General features: G+C 61.3%; 17 protein-coding genes. 14 read left to right on the top strand and 3 right to left on the bottom strand.

The features are described 5' to 3' along the window. Nucleotides 1-3: 3 nt before the first annotated feature. Genes QKW60_RS04720 through QKW60_RS04700 form a run of 5 tightly spaced genes read left to right on the top strand, consistent with a single transcriptional unit; the run spans nucleotide 4 to nucleotide 4,394 of the window. Entirely contained in the window at nucleotides 4-555 is a 552-nt protein-coding gene (locus QKW60_RS04720; RefSeq protein ID WP_282366899.1) for a TRAP transporter small permease subunit, read from the top strand. After that, entirely contained in the window at nucleotides 552-1,835 is a 1,284-nt protein-coding gene (locus QKW60_RS04715) for a TRAP transporter large permease (protein WP_282366898.1), read from the top strand. Before QKW60_RS04720 ends, QKW60_RS04715 begins: the two co-directional genes overlap by 4 nt. Then, nucleotides 1,832-2,593: a 5-oxoprolinase subunit B family protein gene (locus QKW60_RS04710; RefSeq protein ID WP_282366897.1), complete on the top strand. Its 762-nt coding sequence runs from the start codon at nucleotides 1,832-1,834 to the stop codon at nucleotides 2,591-2,593. Before QKW60_RS04715 ends, QKW60_RS04710 begins: the two co-directional genes overlap by 4 nt. Beyond that, a complete protein-coding gene (locus QKW60_RS04705; protein WP_282366895.1) occupies nucleotides 2,590-3,615 on the top strand; it encodes a 5-oxoprolinase subunit C family protein in 1,026 nt (341 codons plus the stop codon). The genes QKW60_RS04710 and QKW60_RS04705 overlap by 4 nt, the downstream gene beginning before the upstream one ends. After that, nucleotides 3,612-4,394 carry a LamB/YcsF family protein gene (locus QKW60_RS04700; RefSeq protein ID WP_282366894.1) on the top strand — a complete coding sequence of 261 codons (783 nt, stop codon included), beginning with the start codon at nucleotides 3,612-3,614 and terminating at the stop codon, nucleotides 4,392-4,394. Before QKW60_RS04705 ends, QKW60_RS04700 begins: the two co-directional genes overlap by 4 nt. A gap of 308 nt (nucleotides 4,395-4,702) precedes the next feature. On the opposite strand, the gene QKW60_RS04695 is transcribed toward QKW60_RS04700, so the two are convergent. Continuing rightward, a complete protein-coding gene (locus QKW60_RS04695; RefSeq protein ID WP_282366893.1) occupies nucleotides 4,703-6,955 on the bottom strand; it encodes a molybdopterin-dependent oxidoreductase in 2,253 nt (750 codons plus the stop codon). 179 nt (nucleotides 6,956-7,134) lie between these two features. Continuing rightward, nucleotides 7,135-7,260: a hypothetical protein gene (locus QKW60_RS04690; protein WP_282366892.1), complete on the bottom strand. Its 126-nt coding sequence runs from the start codon at nucleotides 7,258-7,260 to the stop codon at nucleotides 7,135-7,137. Nucleotides 7,261-7,303: 43 nt separating this feature from the next. Here QKW60_RS04690 and QKW60_RS04685 point away from each other — a divergent pair, with 43 nt between their 5' ends. The 3 genes from QKW60_RS04685 to adh all read left to right on the top strand — a co-directional run bounded on the left by QKW60_RS04685 (nucleotide 7,304) and on the right by adh (nucleotide 13,132). After that, the gene (locus QKW60_RS04685) at nucleotides 7,304-10,099 is read left to right on the top strand and encodes a helix-turn-helix transcriptional regulator (protein WP_282366891.1); all 2,796 of its coding nucleotides are present in this window, start codon (nucleotides 7,304-7,306) and stop codon (nucleotides 10,097-10,099) included. Between the two features lie 526 nt (nucleotides 10,100-10,625). Beyond that, nucleotides 10,626-11,483, top strand: a complete 858-nt coding sequence (locus QKW60_RS04680; RefSeq protein WP_282366890.1) for a helix-turn-helix domain-containing protein — start codon at nucleotides 10,626-10,628, stop codon at nucleotides 11,481-11,483. A 128-nt stretch (nucleotides 11,484-11,611) separates the two neighbouring features. Continuing rightward, nucleotides 11,612-13,132: an aldehyde dehydrogenase gene (gene adh, locus QKW60_RS04675; protein ID WP_282366889.1), complete on the top strand. Its 1,521-nt coding sequence runs from the start codon at nucleotides 11,612-11,614 to the stop codon at nucleotides 13,130-13,132. Nucleotides 13,133-13,507: 375 nt separating this feature from the next. Here adh and QKW60_RS04670 read toward each other — a convergent pair whose 3' ends face one another. Next, on the bottom strand, nucleotides 13,508-14,227 hold the full coding sequence (locus QKW60_RS04670; protein ID WP_282366888.1) for a GntR family transcriptional regulator: 720 nt from the start codon (nucleotides 14,225-14,227) through the stop codon (nucleotides 13,508-13,510). A gap of 203 nt (nucleotides 14,228-14,430) precedes the next feature. On the opposite strand from QKW60_RS04670, the gene QKW60_RS04665 reads away from it, so the two are divergent. The 6 genes from QKW60_RS04665 (at nucleotide 14,431) to QKW60_RS04640 (ending at nucleotide 19,765) form a co-directional block, all read left to right on the top strand. Continuing rightward, complete coding sequence (locus QKW60_RS04665; RefSeq protein WP_282366887.1) at nucleotides 14,431-15,618, top strand: ABC transporter substrate-binding protein; 1,188 nt, start codon at nucleotides 14,431-14,433, stop codon at nucleotides 15,616-15,618. A gap of 74 nt (nucleotides 15,619-15,692) precedes the next feature. After that, nucleotides 15,693-16,562, top strand: coding sequence for a branched-chain amino acid ABC transporter permease (locus QKW60_RS04660; protein ID WP_282366886.1), 870 nt, complete (start codon nucleotides 15,693-15,695; stop codon nucleotides 16,560-16,562). 4 nt (nucleotides 16,563-16,566) lie between these two features. Continuing rightward, a complete protein-coding gene (locus QKW60_RS04655) occupies nucleotides 16,567-17,538 on the top strand; it encodes a branched-chain amino acid ABC transporter permease (protein ID WP_282366884.1) in 972 nt (323 codons plus the stop codon). Beyond that, nucleotides 17,535-18,317, top strand: a complete 783-nt coding sequence (locus tag QKW60_RS04650) for an ABC transporter ATP-binding protein (RefSeq protein WP_282366882.1) — start codon at nucleotides 17,535-17,537, stop codon at nucleotides 18,315-18,317. Before QKW60_RS04655 ends, QKW60_RS04650 begins: the two co-directional genes overlap by 4 nt. Before the next feature lie 3 nt (nucleotides 18,318-18,320). Beyond that, the gene (locus QKW60_RS04645; protein ID WP_282366881.1) at nucleotides 18,321-19,043 is read left to right on the top strand and encodes an ABC transporter ATP-binding protein; all 723 of its coding nucleotides are present in this window, start codon (nucleotides 18,321-18,323) and stop codon (nucleotides 19,041-19,043) included. Nucleotides 19,044-19,051: 8 nt separating this feature from the next. Then, a complete protein-coding gene (locus QKW60_RS04640) occupies nucleotides 19,052-19,765 on the top strand; it encodes an aspartate/glutamate racemase family protein (protein ID WP_282366880.1) in 714 nt (237 codons plus the stop codon). Nucleotides 19,766-19,864 lie beyond the last annotated feature (99 nt).

Raw genomic sequence — 19,864 nt, 5'->3', positions numbered from 1 at the left:
AGCATGGCAATGCAGACGATGTTGTCCGGACTGCGGCGGATCAACCGCGGGGTCGCGATCCTCGTCGGGGTCCTGCTGCTGGCCTGTGTGGCCTTCGTTCTGGCTGACATCGTGCTGCGTCAGCTCGGCTCCTCGCTTGGCGGGACCGATGAGATCAGCGGCTATGTGATGGCCATCGCCACCTCATGGGGCATGGCCTTCACGCTGATCGAGCTTGGTCATGTCCGCATCGACCTGTTGCGCAGCCGCGTCGCAAGCCGCGGCCGCGCGCTGTTCGACCTTCTGTCATTGCTTACGCTGTCGGTTACGGTGACGTTGATCGCGGTCAAGGGCTGGCCGGTTCTGGCGCGGTCCCTAGCCAACAGTTCACGCGCGAATACCCCGCTTGAGACGCCGCTGGCGCTGGTTCAGACGCCTTGGCTGCTGGGCTGGGCGTGGTTCGCGGTGGTCTCGTGGCTGACCTTCGTGGCTGCAGTGACGATGGTCATGCGCCGCGACTTCGCAGCATCCGAGGCCACGATCGGCACCTTCGGCGAACTGGATGCGCTGAAATGATTTATTATCTCACCATCGGCCTTCTGGGTCTTCTCTGCCTGTCGATCCCGGTCGGCATTGTGCTCTTCCTGCTCGGCTTCGGCATCGACCTGTTCTTCAGCCCCTTTCCCCTGACCAAGGGGCTTGGCAATCTGGTCTGGTCGACCTCGAACAATTCGACGCTGATCGCCATCCCCTTCTTCGTGATGCTGGGCGAGATCCTCGTGCGGTCCGGCATCGCCACGCGGACCTACGAAGCGCTCGACCGCTGGGTCAGCTGGCTGCCGGGCGGGCTTGTCCATGCCAATATCGCGACGGCGACGATGTTCTCAGCAACCTCGGGATCATCGGTCGCGACCGCCGCGACGGTGGCCACGGTGGCGATGCCGCAGGCCGAGAAACTCGGCTATGACCCGAAGCTCTTTTCCGGTGCCATCGCCGCCGGGGGGACGCTGGGCATCATGATCCCGCCATCGATCAATCTCATCGTCTATGGCTTCCTGACCCAGACCTCGATCCCGCGCCTTTTCCTTGCCGGGCTTGTGCCGGGGATCGCCCTGGCGCTGGCCTTCATCCTTGTCACCGTCCTCATCTGCACCCTTCGCCCGTCTCTCGGAGGGCAACGTCGCATCTTTACCCTGCAGCAAATGCTGCGGGCGCTTCTGGACCTGATCCCGATCATCCTTCTCTTCAGCATCATCATCGGCACGATCTACAAAGGCTGGGCCACACCGACCGAGGCCGCCGCCGTCGGCGTGGCAGGCGCCTTCGGCATCGCGGCACTTTTCGGCGGCATAAGCATGGCCATGCTGACTGAGGCGATCCTCGGGACGGTCAAGATCACCTCGATGATCATGCTCGTGATCATGGGGGCGTCGTTTCTGAACTTCACGCTCGCCTCGGCAGGCATCGGGCGCGAGTTGCAGGAGTTTCTTGGCGGGCTCGGCCTGTCGCCGCTCGCCTTCATGATGGTGATCGTGCTGATCTACATCGTGCTCGGCTTCTTTATCGAAACGCTGTCGCTGATGGTTGTCACCATCCCCATCGTCGTGCCACTGGTGATGGAACAGGGCTATGATCCGATCTGGTTCGGCATCCTGATGATCGTGCTGATCGAGATGGCGCTGATCACGCCCCCGGTCGGGCTGAACCTTTATGTGGTGCAGGGCGCACGCAAGAGCGGGACGATGAGCGAGGTGATGCTGGGAACGCTGCCCTACATCGCGGTAATGCTGACCATGGTCGCCGCCCTGATCGCCTTTCCCCAGATCGCCCTCTACCTGCCAGACGCAATGCAATGACCAATCCAGACAGTTCCGGGATGCGCGCGCCGCAGTGGCCGCGCCTGAGCCCGCTTGGCAGCGATGGCCTGCTGGTCAGCTTCGGCGAACGGCTGGAGGAGGCGGCGAACCGAGCAGCGCTAGCCTTTCGCGCGGCGGTCGACCGCGCGGGCATGCCCGGTGTCGCCGAGACCGCGACCAGCCTCGCCTCCACCTACCTGCGCCTTGAACCCGCGCTTGAGGACCGCGCGCGGGTGATGGTGCAGGTTCAGGCGCTTCTGGCCGGGCGCGACTGGTTCGCCGCAGCCCTGCCGGAAAACCGCAAACTGTGGCGCATTCCCTGCCTCTTCGGCACCGACCGCGCGCCGCAACTGGCCGAGGCCGCAGCGGAGGCGGGTCTGACCCCCGACGAAGCCGTGCGATCCATCGCAGAAACACGGGTCAGGGTGCAGACGATCGGTTTCGCCCCGGGCCAGCCCTATCTCGGTGAGCTGTCGCCTGAATGGGACATTCCCCGCCAGACGCAACTGACCGAGCGTATCCCGGTCGGCGCGCTCTGCGTTGCGATCAGGCAGCTCGTGCTTTTCCCGGTCTCGACGCCGACTGGCTGGCGCCATATCGGCCAGACCGCATTCCGCGCCTTCCGCCCCGATGCGGCGGACCCTTTCCCGCTCCGCCCCGGGGACGAGGTGATCTTTGAGCCAGTGACGGCAGATGACTACTCCACACTTGAGGCGGCGGGTCCGGACGGTGGCGCGCTGTCGGAGCTTTTGCCATGAGGGCACTGATCGTTCGCAGTGTCGGTTCGGGTGTGACGGTGCAGGATTTCGGACGTCAGGGCCTGCTTGGCTCAGGCTTTTCACGTGGTGGCGCCATGGATCGCCAGGCTCTTTTTGAAGGCGCGGCTCTGCTTCGACAGAAGCCGGACCTGGCGGCAGTTGAAATGGCCGGTTTCGGCGGTGTCTTTGAAGCATCGGCGGACATGCGCATTGCCCTGACCGGAGCACCGATGCGCGCCAAGATTGACGGAAAGTCCGTCGCCTGGTCGGCAAGCCACCTTTTGCCCAAGGGCGCACAGCTGGTGATTGGGCCGGCGATCCTTGGCTGCTACGGCTACCTGCATGTCGGTGGCGGCTTCGACACGCCGGTCTGCCTCGGGTCCCGGTCGGCACATCTTGCTGGTGGCATTGGCGCCGCACTTGTTGCCGGCAACGTCTTGCCCGTCGCAGAAGATCCTGATTCCGAGCTTTTCGGCTTCGGGATCGATCCGGAACAGCGATTCGAGGGTTTCACCGTGCGCGTGCTCTGCGGTCCCCAGACGCGACTCTTCGCTGACACAGAGCAGGCGCGCTTCGCCGCCGAGAGCTTTCGGCGTGACACCCGCGGCAATCGGATGGGGGTGCGGTTCCTGCCCGAGGGCGCGCCGTTCACGAGCGAGGCCGGGCTTTCGGTTCTCTCCGAGGTTGTCGTTCCCGGCGACATTCAGATCACTGGTGATGGCACGCCCTTCGTCCTCATGACCGAATGCCAGACGACGGGTGGTTATCCCCGCATCGGCACTGTCCTGCAGGCCGATCTGCCTCGGGTCGCACAGGCGCGACCCGGCGACACGCTGCGGTTCGAGTTTGTCGACTTCGACAAGGGCTTGTCCATCGAAGCGGCGGCACGGAAGGACTGGCAGAGGTTGTCGGCGCGCACACGCCGCCTTGTCCGGCGGCCGGAAGAGATCCCCGATCTTCTATCCTGCCAGTTGATTGGCGGGGTCACCGCAGGCGACGATCTTGAACGGCAGGACCCATGACACAAAGCGTCGATCTTAACGCTGATATGGGCGAAGGGTTTGGTCCCTGGTGCATGGGGGACGATGCCGCGCTTCTCGACATCGTGACCTCGGCAAATATCGCCTGCGGGATGCATGCGGGTGACTGGGAAACGATGGCGACGACCATGCGCGCGGCGGCCCGTCGTGGCGTCGGAATCGGCGCGCATCCCGGTTTTCCCGATCTTCAGGGCTTTGGTCGCCGGCGTATGACAATGGACAGTGGCTCTCTGCGCAACCTGATCGCCTATCAGGTTGGTGCAGCGCAGGGAATTGCGCGTTTCGTCGGCGCTGAGCTTCGTCATGTGAAGCTGCACGGTGCGCTTGCGAACATCGCCTCGGAGGACAAAGAGGTCGCGTGGTCCTGCTATGAGGCAGCCCTTGCCGCCATGCCGGGGGCCGGAATCATGGTGCTTGCCGGCTCGGCCCAGCAAGCCGCTGCCGAAGAGATAGGCGCAGTGGCGATCCACGAAGTTTTTGCAGATCGCACCTATAACGATGATGCAACGCTCGTCGACCGCAAGCAGCCGGCCGCGCTCATTCACGATCCGGACATTGCCTCCTCGCGGATGGTCGAGATGCTGCAGCAGGGTGCGATCATCACGGAAAGCGGCAAGGTCATTCCGACGCGGATCGACACGATCTGTGTCCACGGCGACACGCCGGCAGCCGTTGCTCTGGCAGCGCGGATACGCGATGCTCTGCTTACACATGCGATCGAGCCAAGACGTTTCCGGTGCGTCTTAACAACGGTAGAATAGCGGACTCAGATTTGTCGCGATCGGCTGATGCTGCACCGGGCGTCTGCGTCCGGTCTGGGGAAGCTGAAATGCAGCGCGACGCTATCTATCGACCGTCAGGAACGGGCCGGTGGCCGACATGTCCGCTGGTGGCCCTTAGCCGTCGTTGGCGTCTGGCCTTAGAAACGTCCGCAATTCGGCTCGGCAAGCCAAAATCAGACTGGCCTAATTCTGCTCCACTCATGCCCGTGAAATGCCACCTAAGTTGAATAACTTGCAATATATAGACTATTTTTTGCGCTGAGCCGGGGCAAGCCAACCACCCATGTTCACACGTTCATTCTGATCACATTAACCAGAGCCGTGTGGGCGCTGCATCCCTGTCCTAGCCGCGACGTACCCACGTCCTTTGTCAAAACGTTCGGATTGCCATGGGGATCGATGTTGTCCGAGGGATCGCCATACCAGGCGCCGGTCGGCAGGGCGACCACGTTCGGACGGATTTCGTGAGTAACCAATGCCCGCGCCCGGCATGCCCCGCGGGCATTGAATACTCGAACAAGATCATGGGTTCTGATCCCGCGCGGATCGGCATCGTCGGGGTGGATGAGTATCGTCGCGGGTCGCGCGCCCTCACGATCGGCGAGTGCGCATTCAAGCTGACTGTGAAGCTTGTCGCCGGGCTGTGGTGAGACCAGGTGAAGAGGTGTAGCCATGTCCGCCGTGCCAAGCCATTCCGAAGGCGGCAGCCAGACCGGATGCCCGGGGCAATCATCATAGCCGAACCCGGCAATCGTCTCGGAAAAGATTTCGATCCTTCCGGATGGTGTGCCAAGCGGCGCGGATTCCGGATCGTCACGGAAAGGCGCGAAGAGTGTGCGGCTGGGCCCCTCTGCCTGGATGGGAAGACGAACCCAGTTGAGTGCCCTCAATTCCTCAAGGCTTGGCACATTGATGTCCTGGGCGTCCGCGAGGTTTTTGAACTCACTGTAGAGCTGCGCAATCCACGCACTCGCACTTCTTCCCTCAGTAAAAGTCTCTCGCGTCCCGAGACGTCCGGCAAGGTCAGCAAATATCTCGTAGTCGTCCCGAGCCTCGCCAACCGGTGGGATCAGCTGCGGCATGTGGAAGAGATAGTCGTCGAGGTTTGAGCGACCGATGTCCTCGCGTTCATAAGGAGTTGTCGCGGGAAAGACGATGTCTGCGCGCTTGGCCGTCGCCGTCCACCAGGGCTCGTTCACAATGACCGTATCGGGGCGTTGCCAAGCCTCGTGTAGCGCGTTCAAATCTTGATGGTGATGATACGGGTTACCGCCGGCCCAGTAGATCAGGCGAATATCGGGATAGGGTTCGCGTTTTCCGTTGAAATCGTAGTCTTCGCCCGGGTGCCGCAGCATGTCGCCGATCCGAGCCACCGGAATGACCTTTTTGACTGGGTTGGTTAGTTGCGGGAAGGTCATGCCGCGCATACCGATCAGCGATTTGCCGACCCCGCCGATGGCGCCATATCCGTATCCCACCCCGCCTCCGGGCAACCCGATCTGGCCAAGCATCGCCGCGAGAACGGCCGACATCCAATAGGGTTGTTCGCCGTGCTCGCCGCGCTGGAGTGACCATGCCACGGTGATCAGCGTTCGGGTCGTGGCCATCCGCCGCGCAAGAGCGCGGATCGTCTCGGACGAGACGCCGCACAGCGCCTCCGCCCATTCGGGGCTTTTGGGTTGGCCATCGGCATCGCCCATCAGATAGGGGCGGAAACGCGCAAACCCGGTGGTGTAACGGTCAAGAAATGCGCGGTCGGTCAGCCCGTCACTTTCCAGCACATAGGCAATTGCCAGCATCAGGGCGGTATCCGATGCAGGCCGGACGGCGACCCACTCGCACCCCTCCGGGGCGTCGCCGCGTTGCGGGCCGATATTGATGCGACGCATTCCCTTTGTGGCGAAGCGCTCAAACCATCCTGCTGTCTCGTGTTCGGTGATCCCCCCCATGCTGACCTGAGAATTCTTCGGGTTGATCCCGCCAAACATCACCAGCGTTTCAGTGTGGTCGTGGATCGTTTGCCAGCCATCCTGATGTTCATAGAGCAGTTCGAGGAAATTGATGCCGAAGACGTGTGGCATGATCGACTGCGCACATCCGGTCGAATAGCTGCCAAATGAGGCGACATAGCCTCCGATACTGTTGAGAAAGCGGTGCACCTGGCTTTGCGCATGGTGAAAGCGCCCGGCCGAACCCCAGCCGTATGATCCGCCGAAGATCGCTTCGTTGCCGTGATCACGGCGAATTCTGTCGATTTCGGCGGCAGCGATATCGAGTGCCTCATCCCAAGGCAGTGCAACGAAACTGTCGCTTCCGCGCCCGTTCCGTTCTCGCTTTTCCAGCCAGCCACGTCTGACCGACGGGCGGGTCACCCGGCGTGGGTGGTGAACAGCGGCGGCGAGGATATCCGGAATGTGCGATGGGTTGGGATCCGCGGCAAATGGGTAGGTCGCAACGATCCGGTCACCCTCGACCTCCACCTCAAACGCACCCCAGTGGCTCGACGTCACTTTTGTCGATCTTGTCGGGCCATTGGCCATGTGGACCTCATTTGATGCAGCTCGAACCTGCATCTAAGTGTGACACTACTCCGATAACTTTGCTCGAAGAATCGTTCCGACTTAGGCACCGCCGACACATCCGGATTCGCGACGCCGAAATCGGCTGGTGAAGCCACAAAGGGCCGTCGGTGGCTTCACCCTCCCTGCAATTGCGGTCGTCACCGACGGAAACCGATGTCACGGAGCAGGTAATCTGAAAGCTCGTCCATGTAGAGACGTCCCTTGCGGGGCCGGCGGGTGGATGTCTTCTCGTTTTTTAGCGTTTGAGCGATTTTCTTAAACATTTTTGTCTCCAGGCTTAGCGGGTTGCTAGGTGAGCAGTTTCCTGTGCAGAGCGGGCAGAGCGTTTCGTCGTCTCTTTGTTCTGCTCCAGGTGTCGTCGTTCCGTACTCTCACTGTCGCAAAACCCGGAGGATCCCGCGTCGGAGGGATTCCCCATTTTGCGCTCGGGACCATCCCTATTTTTTTCCCCATGTCTCGGTGCAGACGGTTATCTTCGCATTAGGGGAGCGTCGGCGCATGCAGTTGCAGGAACGCGAAGAATCACTGGAAGTGCTGCGCGACGGGTTTGACCGCGCCTGCGGGGGCGAGGGCCGTTGCGTTGTCGTACAGGGTGAAGCTGGGATCGGCAAAACGACGTTGTTGAGAGCTTTCCTTGACAGCCTTGGCACAGACCTGACTATCTTGCGCGGCTCGTGCGAGGATCTCGCCATCGCGGAACCGCTTGGACCGTTAAGAGACCTCGCGCGCGAAGCGGGTTGGCGACTGACTGCCGATCTTAGTGAAGCGGGAAGTCGGATAGCGGCGTTTTCTGATGTTCTGACCTCCTTAGACGCGGCGACGACAACCACGCTGATTGTCGTCGAGGACTTGCATTGGGCAGATGCCGCAACCATTGATTTCCTGAAATTCCTGGCCCGACGGATGGAGCGGAGACGGTTGCTCCTATTGGTCACGGCACGCAATGATGGCCGCGGGCGTGCGAATGTGCGGCACATGCTGTCTGGCGTCAGCCCAGATCACCTGACGCGCATCGACGTTAAGCCTCTGTCCCGGTCGGCAGTTGCGGCGCTCTCGCAGGGATCCGGTATCGACGCCGATGCCATCTTCCGCGTATCGAACGGCAATGCATTTTACGTCAGTGAAATTCTGAAATCCGGCCTTGCGCCAGTGCCGCGGAGTCTGGAGGACGCGGTGCTGGCACGTCTCGATGTGCTTGGGGCGGCGGCGCGCAAGCTGGTCGCGGCAGCGTCGATCTTTCCCCGCCGGGCTGAGATCTCCATGCTTTCCAGAATAGCGGGTGAGAACTTCGAAACCGTCGCAGAGGAATGCGTCCTCGGCGGTATCCTCGAGGCAGACGGCGAATTTCTGGCATTTCGACACGAAATCGCGCGACTTGCGGTCGAGGCTTCGCTGTCACCGACGATGCGTCGACAACTGCACCTGACTTGTCTTTCCCTGCTGGAAGCAGGCGGCTCGGTTCATGCCGCGCGTCGGCTCCATCATGCAAAACAAGTCGGCGACGAGGCGACACTGCGCGGTCTGGCCCCTATCGCGGCACAAGAGGCTGTAAAGATGGGTGCCATGCGGGAGGCGGCGGAATATTTCGAACTGGCAATTGAGCACGAGGAAACACGTGCGCCTGTGGAGCGGGCGGCGCTCTTGGAACGCGCGGCCTGGGCCCACTACCTGGTTGGAAATGCCCCACGGTCAATAGCCTTGCAATCAGAGGCGCTGCACATCTACCACGCCGCCGGGGACACGCTCAGAGAGGGCGATAGCTACCGACGACTGTCGCGATTTCATTGGCTGGCGACAAAGATTGCACGGGCCCGCGAACTGGCAGACACGGCCGTACGCGTCCTTGCACAGCATCGCGGCCCTGAACTGGCGATGGCCCTGTCCACCCAGGCGCAACTGGCGATGCTCAACAGGACGTTCGCTATCGTGGGACCTCCCGCACGCGAAGCAATCGTCATCGCCCGCGAATTCGATCGCCCGGATATTGAATCCCACGCGCTCAACAATCTCGGTCAGTCGCTGGCGATCTCCGACCCGGATCAAGGTCGCGAGATGCTGCGCGAAAGCATCGACATCGCGCTGCGACTTGAGGACGTCGACAATGTCGCGCGCGGCTATACCAACACGATATACTACGAAATGGAGCAACTTGACTTCGTGAGGGCCGAGGAAGCTGCGACTGCGGGGATCGCCTATTCCGTCGAGCATGAACTGGACGGATACAGAAGATACCAGTCCGGCTCGCTCGCCTGGGTGCTGCTGCGCATTGGTCGCTGGCAGGACGCTGCGAGACTGACGGAAACCCATCTCTCGCAAGAGTTGCCCGATGACGAAGGCCTGGAGGTCGCCACGGCGAGCTGGGCCTTCCCCGCGGCCTGCGCACTGACATGGATTTCCATCCGCAAGGGCGAACCTGTCCCGTCTCATGTGAGCCGGTTCTTGTCTGACTTCATGACTGGCGCCGATGAGTTGCAGCGACTGCATGTGCACGCGGCGATCCTCGCCGAACTGTCCTGGCACAGGCACGAGGACCCCGAATTGGCAATTGCGGCGCTTCGAAAGGTCCTCGATCGCGCGGAGAACGTGGCGTTGGTGCCGGATGCAGCCATCTGGCTAAAGCGCTTGGATCCCGCAACCGCCATCGACGTTACGCCTGAACTTTCTCTGCCCTACCAATTGGAGATCAGGGGCGACCACCAGGGAGCCGCCGAGGCCTGGGCGTCGCTGGGAGCACCCTTCGATGAGGCAATGGTGCTTGCACAGGGCGACGAGGCCGCGCAAAGGCGTGCCATCGCGATCCTGACGCGCCTTGGCGCCAGCGGAACTATCGAGTGTCTGAAAGCGAAGATGCGACGCGACGGCATTGCAAGTCCGCAAATGGGACCACGCGCCTCGACGCTCAAGAATCCCCTTGGCCTGACGAACCGGCAACTCGATGTCCTGCGGGCACTGAACGACGGCCTGTCCAACTCCGAAATCGCAGACCGGCTCTTCGTGTCACCCAAGACGGTGGATCACCATGTGTCGGCCATCCTCGCAAAACTCGAAGTGGCGTCACGCGGTGAGGCGGCTGCAAAGGCGCGAAACCTGAGCATCGTTTGAGCGGTGACCCATGAAACTGCGCTTCGGTCTATGTAGAACTGCCCGCTTCTGCCCCGACAAATACTTTGTCGGCATCGGTTGACCAGTGATGATTTAATTGTGCGCGCGCGTACTCAAGTTCGCGATTGATCATCGGCCGGTTTGGTCGTTTTGCCTCCTAGAGGAGCGGGCTTTTAGACCCACTGCAGCAAATGGTTTCTTCCCGCCCCCAGCGGACAGGGCGGTGAACGACCCATTCCTGCCATTGACCAAGCTTCGGCCATGCCGCTACGCGGCACGTCATTCTAAGCGGTCACCGGACCAGCAACATTGGAATAGTCCGCGTGCGCATGGTGTCCCAGACATGTTGGCAGATTAAAAGTTTTCGCAGTGCTGAAATTGCCAGAAGAACATTGACGCGCTAGCGTTAAGTCGGAGGTGGCCGGAGATCTCGAAAACAAGGCAACATATCGACGCCGTGGTCAACGCCGTAACGTCCGGCTCAGCAGCGGCGCGGTCGGGGCTTGCGGCGTCCTGGCGTCGGTCGATGGAGCATCATCAACTGGACCCGGCGCGGTCCCAATCGGCGCGCCGACTTGGCGAGACGGAACTGGATGAGCGCCGCGACAAGCTTGATCGGTTCTTGCAGGTCGCCGCGCCCAAGCTCGATCAACTTTTTGGGCTCGTCGGCAATTCTGGCTGCGCCGTGCTCCTTACCGACGAAAGCGGGATCGTGCTGGACCAGCGCTGCACAGAATCGGATTCCACGGTCTTCGAAGACTGGGGACTTGCGCTTGGCGCTGACTGGAGCGAAGCCAGCGAAGGTACGAACGGGATTGGCACCTGCCTGACCGAGAAACGTCAGATCACCATCCATCGCGACGAGCATTTCCTCGCCCGGAACATCGGTATGAGTTGCATGGACGCACCGATCTTCGGCGATGACGGAAGGCTTCTGGCTGCACTCGATGTTTCGTCGGCGCGGGCCGATCAGACGGCAGCCTATAACCGGCTTATCGGCGCGATGGTGACCCAGACCGCGCGCGCAATCGAAGCCGACTATTTCCGGGCGTCATTCCCTAAGGCGCGGATCGTGGTTGCCGACGGCGGGGACACCGATGCTGCCGTCTTGCTGGCGCTGGACAGTGACGATCTGGTTATCGGCGCGACGCGGGGCGCACGCCGCGTTTTCGGATTGGAAGCGCAGGGCGGTCTTCGGCCGCGTCCGGCCTCGGATCTCCTTGGCCCCGACGACGGCCCCTCGGGTTTTGAAAAGGCCGAACGTGCGGCGGTGATGCGCGCACTTGCGCGCGCCGACGGTAATGTCTCGGAGGCTGCGCGCGCACTCGGCGTTGGCCGCGCGACGCTCTACCGTCGCATGAAACGGCTTGGCGTCGTGGATTGATCCGACCACCTGTCTCAAATCTGAGACAAAAGCAGTATGCCCGCTCATGCCCCCCGACTGACAGCGCATTTCCGATCCACAATACCTTCTCCATCCGGGCCGAGGACCCGGTTCAAGGAGGAGATAACATGAACGAGATGACCCAAACCGCCGGCCAGTTCCGGTCGCCATTCAAGACTCGTTACGACAACTTCATCGGTGGTAAATTCGTTCCGCCCGTGAAGGGGCAGTACTTTGACAACATCACCCCGATCACCGGTGCAAAGGTCTGCGAGATCGCGCGATCATCGGCTGAGGATATCGAACTGGCGCTGGACGCCGCGCATGCCGCCAAGGAGGGTTGGGGCAGGACGTCAGCCGCCGAACGTTCGAACATCCTTCTCAAGATCGCCGACCGGATCGAGGAGAACCTCGAACTGATCGCGACCGCCGAGACCTGGGACAACGGCAAGCCGATCCGCGAAACAGTGAATGCCGACATTCCGCTGTCGGTCGACCATTTCCGCTATTTCGCGGGCGTCCTGCGCAGCCAGGAAGGCACGATGTCGGAAATCGACCACGATACGGTGGCCTATCACTTCCACGAACCGCTCGGCGTCGTTGGCCAGATCATTCCGTGGAACTTCTCGATCCTGATGGCAGCATGGAAACTGGCCCCGGCGCTGGCCGCGGGCAACTGCATCGTTCTGAAACCGGCCGAACAGACCCCGGCAGCGATCATGGTTCTGGTCGAACTGATCGCCGACCTTCTGCCGGCAGGCGTCCTGAACATCGTCAACGGCATCGGTGCCGAGGTCGGCGCCCCGCTTGCCCGCAGCCCGCGCATCGCAAAGATCGCGTTCACCGGTTCGACCGCGACCGGGCGCAAGATCATGGAAGCCGCCACCGCGAACCTGATCCCCGTCACTCTGGAACTGGGTGGCAAGTCACCGAACATCTTCTTTTCGGATGTGATGACCCAGGATGACGCCTTTCTCGACAAGGCGGTCGAAGGTTTCGTGCTTTTCGCCTTCAACCAGGGCGAGGTTTGCACCTGTCCGAGCCGTGCGCTGATCCAGGAAGACATTTACGAGGCCTTCATCGAACGCGCCATCGACCGCGTCCGGGCAATCAAGCAGGGCGATCCACGCCTGATGGAAACCATGGTCGGTGCGCAGGCGAGCCGGGAACAGCAGGACAAGATCATGTCCTACCTGACGATCGGCCGCGAAGAAGGTGCGGAAGTCCTCGTCGGCGGTGATGCCGCACGCTTCAACGGCGATCTGTCGAATGGCTTCTACATCCAGCCGACCATTCTGAAGGGCCACAACAAGATGCGGGTTTTCCAGGAAGAGATCTTCGGGCCGGTTGTCTCGGTCACCACATTCAAGGACGAGGCGGAGGCGCTCGCCATCGCCAACGACACAATGTACGGCCTCGGCGCCGGTGTCTGGACCCGCGACGGGACCCGGGCCTATCGCTTCGGTCGAGCGATCGAAGCGGGGCGTGTCTGGGTCAATAACTACCACGCCTACCCAGCACACGCGGCCTTTGGCGGCTACAAGCAGTCCGGCATCGGGCGCGAGACGCATAAGATGATGCTCGACCACTACCAGCAGACCAAGAACATGCTGGTCAGCTACAACCCGAACAAGCTCGGCTTTTTCTGAGCTGTGGGGCGATCAAACAGGGTGCGCCGTCAGGCGCACCCCGTGCGAGCGTTTCAGGTTCGGCCCAGAGCGACCGTTCCATTGACCGCCATGGTGCCGCTGTGCGGTCGGTAGAGGCGGACGTTGATCGAGTGCGCAGCATTTCTAGGGCGCGGACAACGGCGACGTCTTCGAGCGATTTTTGGCATCGAAAGACTGGTCAGGGCAGTCCAATTCGAACGGCCTCCGACTTCTCGGCCGCAGCGCCGATGGTCGCAGAGCGAAGTACCGATATGCGACCGGAACGCTGAGGGGTCTCAGATCAATACCTTCTAAGCCCGCGAAAGATCTGTCTGACATTGCTCACAGACGTGCTCCATCGCCGTGTCGCTCGCGCTACCTGTCGCGTCGACCAAACACCGAGACAAGATCGACACCAGCACCGGGTTTGGCCGTCAGATCGACCCGCTCTTCGATATGGCGCAAGTGCTCTGCCATGATCTCGGATGCGCGTACCGGGTCGTGCTGGCGCATGGCATCGATCAGCTCAGCGTGATCATCGTCGCGGCAGTTTGTAACACCCGGCGCACCGTAAATCCCGATGATGAGAGAGGTGCGGGTGATCAGTTCCTTGATCATCCTGAGCATAACGCCGTTTCCGGCGATCTGTGCCAGCATCGTGTGGAACTGGCCCGACAGCCTGATCGCGTCGCGGCGGTTGCCACTTTCATGGGCCTGCGATTCCAGCTCCAGGTGACGGGCGAGTGTCGCGATATCCTCGGCAGTTGCGCGTCTTGCCGCCATCCGGGCGACGTTGGGTTCGATTGCCTGCCGGGCCTCGAACACCTCGCGGGCCTGCTCGGCGGTTGGCCGCGCGACGAATGCGCCCCGGTTGGATTGCAGTTCGACGACCTCACGGCTGGCCAAAAGCAGAAGGCTGCGACGGATGCGCATGCGACCGACCCCAAAGACCTCGCAGAGCGCCGATTCAGAAAGTTTCGTTCCCGCTGGCAGACGCTGCTCGATAACCGCTTCGAAAATGCGGTCGACGATCTGTTCCTCTGCCACTTCTTCGGCGGTCGAAAGCTGTTCCTTGTTTGGGCCGGGTAGAGACATGGTGGTGATTTTTCAGGCGTCCATAGGGCTTTGCCATTAGATATAGGTTAGCCTTGTCCTCAACAAGGCTATATGTTTGTTGACAGTGCTGCCAGATATTTGTTGACACGATTGTTAACAATAATGCTGAATGACGTTACCGCATAAGCTCTCGTGCAGCGGAGCACCACAAAAGAACTGAATTGCATCCAGGGAGACATCACATGAATAGACGCAGCCTTCTCAAGTCCACGGCCCTTGCCGCCGTCGCCAGCCTGTCGTTCCTTGGCATGGCGCACGCCGAAAACCCGGTCCTGAAGATCGGTTTTGTCGGCGTAACCTCGGGCCCTGCCGCAGCATGGGGCATCTCCAACCAGCGCTCCATGGAGACCCGCGCGGCTTGGCTGAACGAACTTGGCGGTTACGAAATCGACGGCACGATGTACGACATCGAGATCGTCGCCTTCGACGACCAGAAAGATCCCAAGCGCGCGATCGCGGGCATGGAAAAGATGGCGCAGGACGGCATCCATTACGTCGTCGGACCGAACGTCGATGACGGCGCCGCGGCCGTTCGCCCGGTGGCCGAGCAGAACGGAATCATGTACTTCCCCTATGCCTTCCCGAAGGAGCTTTACACGGCCCCGGCCTCGAACGCCGTACTGGGCATGGTGGCGAACTATCAGTCCGGCCCGGCGATCTACAAATACCTGATGGAAAACAACGGGGTGAAGAAGGTTGCCTTCGTCGCGGCCAACGAATCCGACCCGCTGTCGCAGCGTGACGGTGGTGTCGAGGCCGCCAAGGCGCTGGGGATGGAGGTCGTGTCGGACAGCGTGACCTATCAGGTCGATACGACGGACTTCACCCCGGTCCTTCTGCCGGTGATCCAGACACAGCCGGACCTGCTTGTCCTGTCAGGCGTCTCGCCCGCCAACGCGCCGCAGCTGATCCGCTCGGCCCGCGAACTGGGTTACGAGGGACTGATCTCGACCGAAACCGCGCAGGACGCGACCGTGCTGCAGGAAGGCGCGGGCGAGCTTGCCAACGGCTTCATCTCGGTGGGCGGCGCCTCGACCCCGGAACTCGCGTCCGACGCCATGCGCGAGTTTGTCGACCGCTACACCAAGATGTTCGGCGAATATAACGACGAGTCGAACACCAAGGTCTATGCTCTTGAGTACATTCTCGAAACCATCAAGGCGAACCCCGCCGCGATGACCGACGTCGAGGAGTTCAAGAAGGCCATGGATACGTTCGAGGCGCCGAACCCCTACATGGTCGGCGACGCCAAGCTGAGCTATGTCGGCTCGACCTCATTCGGGCAGAAACGCCAGGTTTCGGTTCCTCTGGTTGTCAACGTGTTCAAAGACGGCGCTTTCGAGACGCTGTTCGTGGCACAGGTTGACTGACGACCACTGAGCTCTGTCTCACATGGGGTCCGGCCCTCAATCTCCCGCCGGACCCCATTCTATCCGAGGACATCATGGAACAGATCATCGCCAATGGGCTCTATCTAGGTGCCCAATACGCTCTTATTGCGCTTGGGCTGACGCTCATCTTCTCGCTGATGAACGTGCTGAATTTCGCGCACGGACAGATGTATGTGCTGGGCGGCTTCGTCACGTACACAGTCGTCTCGCAATTCGGTCTGCCGTTCATCGTTGGCCTTCTGGCCTCTGCGGCGATCCTCGCGGCAGTTGGTGCGGCGATCGAAAAGTTTCTCTTCGCCCCCGTGATCAAGAAATCGAAACGCGAAGAATCAACGATGCTGCTTGCGGCGGGTATCGCGTTTTTCCTCGACGCGGTCATCCTGCTGGTCTTCGGGGAAAAGCAACGCGGCGTACCGAAAATCTTGAACGGCGTCCTCAACTGGGATTTCCGTATCATCATGCCCTATGATCGCATCCTGATCGGGGTGCTGGCCATCGCGATGATCGCAGGCTTCATTCTTTTCATGCAATACACCAAGGCCGGACGGGCGATGCGCGCGCTGGCACAGGATCGCATGGCCGCTGAATTGATGGGTGTCGACGTCAAGCGGTACTCGATGATCGGTTTCGCGCTTGGCGCTATGCTCGCGGGGCTTGTCGGCGGACTTCTGGTCACGATTACCGGCATCAACCTCGGCATGGGTGGCCCGACCTCTATCAAGGCCTTTATGATGATCATGATCGGCGGAGCGGGCGTCATCTCGGGCGCCATCGCCGGCGGGTTCATCCTCGGCATGATGGAAAGCATCGGGCTCACCCTTCTCGCTGCCTATGGCGACATCACATATCTCGTGATCTTCGCCTCACTGATGATCTTCCTCGCCATCCGGCCACAGGGCCTGATGGGCAAGCCTTGGGGCTAAGTACATGAACACCAACAGACTAATCGGAGTCGGGGCGTTCCTGATCGCAGTCTTCGTGATCGTGCCCCTGCTGATTGCCACAAGCGGGCGGTGGGATTTCTACTATACGCTGACGTCGGTGGCGCTTCTTGCCATCGCCTCGGCCGGGGTCTGGCTGACCTTCTACATTGGCCGGATCAACATCGGGCAGGGCGCCTATGCGCTGGCCGGCGGCTATGTCTCGGCTATCCTGGTGACCAAGGCGGGCTTTAACTTCTGGGTGACGCTGCCTCTCGCGGGGCTCTTCTGCGCCGGTCTGGCGGTCCTGATCGGCCTGCCGATCCTGAGGCTGCGCGGCGTCTACTTCGCGATGGTCACGCTCGTGCTGACCGAGGTCGGACGGCTCTCGGCGCTGGCGCTGCCGGTCACGAATGGCGCCAAGGGCATCACCTCGATCCCGCTGCCGGGGGAACTGTCGATCTTCGGCCTGACCCTGATCCCGGATTTCGCGACGCTGCAGAACCCGAAGCTGGCCTTCTACCTTGCCGCCGTTTTCCTGATGGTGGCCTGCTACGCGGCGCTCTACCGGATCGTGAACTCGCGACTCGGCCACCTCTGCCGCTCGCTTCAGCAGAACGAGGAACTGTCGGCCTCGATCGGCGTAAATACCGCCTATCTCCGGGTACTGACATATTCGATCTCGTCCTTCTTCGGCGGCATCGCGGGGGCCATGTTCGTGGCGATCTCACAATCCATCTACCCCTCGTCGTTCCAGGTCGCCGACAGCGTCAACTTCATGCTGAACTGCTTCCTCGGCGGTCTGGGCTATGTCTTCGGTCCGATGCTCGGCACGCTGATGCTGTACTTCGGCTGGGATCTTCTGTTCACCACCGGGCGCTACCAACTGCTGATCTACTCGTCGCTCCTGATCATCCTGATGCTGGTTCTGCCGAACGGCGTGCTGAGCCTCTTTGAACGCAAGGGAGGCCGCAAATGACCCCCATTCTGCAAGTCAGGGGCGTGACCAAGCGCTTCGGCGGGCTCACCGCGAACAACGACATCTCCTTCGACGTCGCCGAAGGCGAGATACTGTCGGTTATCGGACCGAACGGGGCTGGCAAATCGACGCTCTTCAAGCTCATCGCCTCGTTCCTCAAGACTACGTCGGGCGAAGTTCTGTTCAGGGGGAACCGAATATCGAACCTCGCGCCGCACAAGGTGGCGCAGATGGGGGTGGTGCGAACCTTCCAGGAAACCACGATTTTCCGTTCGATGACCGTGCGCGAGAATATCATCGTGGCGCATCACCTGCGGTCCAAGGCATCGCTTCTGGGCTTTTTCCTCGGCACCGCGCAGGCGCGGGCCGACGAGACGGAGTTCGGTGCCTCGGCCGACGACATCATCGAGTTTCTCGGCATGGAGGCAATCCGGGACGAGCTCGCCTCGAACCTGCCACAAGGTCATCTGCGCGCGCTCGGCATGGCGATCGGGCTGGCGACCAACCCGACCGTCCTGCTGCTCGACGAACCTTTCGCGGGTATGAACCACGACGAGACCATGCGCATGGTCTCGCTCGTACGCCGGCTTCGGGACGAGCGGGGTGTGACCGTGCTTCTGGTGGAACACGACATGCCCGCGGTCATGAAAATCTCCGACCGGATCGTGGTGATCAACTTCGGCGAGAAGATCGCCGAGGGGACGCCCGCCGAGATCCAGTCTAACGAAAAAGTCATCGAGGCCTATCTCGGCAGCGAAGACGCCGCGATCGGGATGTAGGCCATGACCCAGATTCTGAACTTCAAGGATGTCGAGCTTTACTACGATCACGTCTACGCGTTGAAGGGCGTGTCGATCGAGGTCAACGAGGGCGAGACAGTCGCGCTGATCGGTGCGAACGGCGCCGGAAAGTCGTCGATCCTCAGGGCGATCACCGGCCTGCGGAAGATCAAGTCGGGCGAGATCCATTATATGGGCGCCCGTCTCGACGGGACCCCGGCGGCCGATATCGTCAGGATGGGCATCGCCATGGTGCCCGAAGGGCGCAGGGTCTTTCCCTACATGTCGGTGAAGGACAACCTCCTGATGGGGTCGTTCACCCGAACCGACAAGATCGAGATCCAGCAGACGCTCGACAGCGTGCTGGAACGCTTTCCCCGGCTCAAGGAACGTTACGGCCAACAGGCTGGCACGCTCTCGGGCGGCGAGCAGCAGATGATGGTGATCGGCCGCGCGCTGATGGCGAAACCTCGCCTGCTGCTCTTGGACGAACCGTCGCTCGGCATTGCGCCGAAGCTGGTGCAGGACATCGCGAGGGCCATCGTCGCGATCAACCGCGACGAAAATGTCAGCGTGCTTCTGGTCGAGCAGAACAGCCGTATGGCGCTGTCGATCTCGAACCGGGCCTACGCCCTGTCAACTGGGTCGATCGCGCTCTCGGGCAAAAGCAAGGAGCTGATGACCGACGACCGGATCAAGGCCGCCTATCTCGGCGGCGAGCTATAGGTAATATGATGCGCATACTCGTCATCAATCCGAACACCACGCGGCACATGACCGAAAAGGTCGGTGCCGCCGCCCGGCGTGTCGCACTGCCGGGGACCGAGATCATTGCAGTGAACCCTAATGAAGGCCCCGCCGCCATCGAAGGCTACTATGACGAGGCAATGTGCGTTCCCGGCCTTCTCGACATCATCCGAACCACCGATGGGTTTGATGCCGTGGTCATTGCCTGCTTTGACGATACCGGCCTCGATGCCGCGCGCTGCCTGACCGACCGGCCGGTGATCGGCATCGGCGAGGCGGCCTATCACATGGCCTCGATGCTTTCGAACAAGTTCTCCGTGGTCACGACTCTTGCCCGTTCGGTGCCCGCACTTCAACACAACCTGACGAGATATGGGCTCGCGGCGCGCTGCGCGAACGTGCGGGCATCTGATGTGCCGGTACTGGAACTGGAGAGTCCGGGATCGGATGCACGCGGACGGATCAGCGCCGAGGTCGCCCGCGCGATTGCCGAGGATAAGGCGGAAGCCATTGTTCTCGGCTGCGCTGGCATGGCCGATTTCGCCGCGTCGCTTTCAGCCAAACACGGGGTGCCGGTGATCGACGGAGTGGTGTCGGCAGTGGCGTTGAGCGAAGCGATGGTCCGGCTCAATCTGCACACCTCACGCCTTGGCGGCTATGCACCGCCTGTTCCAGCTGCGCCCGGTGTAGCTGCATTGTGACGACAGGATGCTCAATGCAACCTGGACTTGCCCGAGAAAAGTGGAGAGCACCAACTGAGGAACCAGGAGGTGTTCTATGGGAAACGGAAACAGACCGAC

The sequence above is a fragment of the Albidovulum aestuarii genome (assembly GCF_029961185.1).
In the GTDB taxonomy this organism is placed as follows: domain Bacteria; phylum Pseudomonadota; class Alphaproteobacteria; order Rhodobacterales; family Rhodobacteraceae; genus Albidovulum; species Albidovulum aestuarii.
The sequence above is the reverse complement of the archived record's forward strand: the minus strand, read 5'-3'. Positions and strand labels throughout refer to the sequence as shown.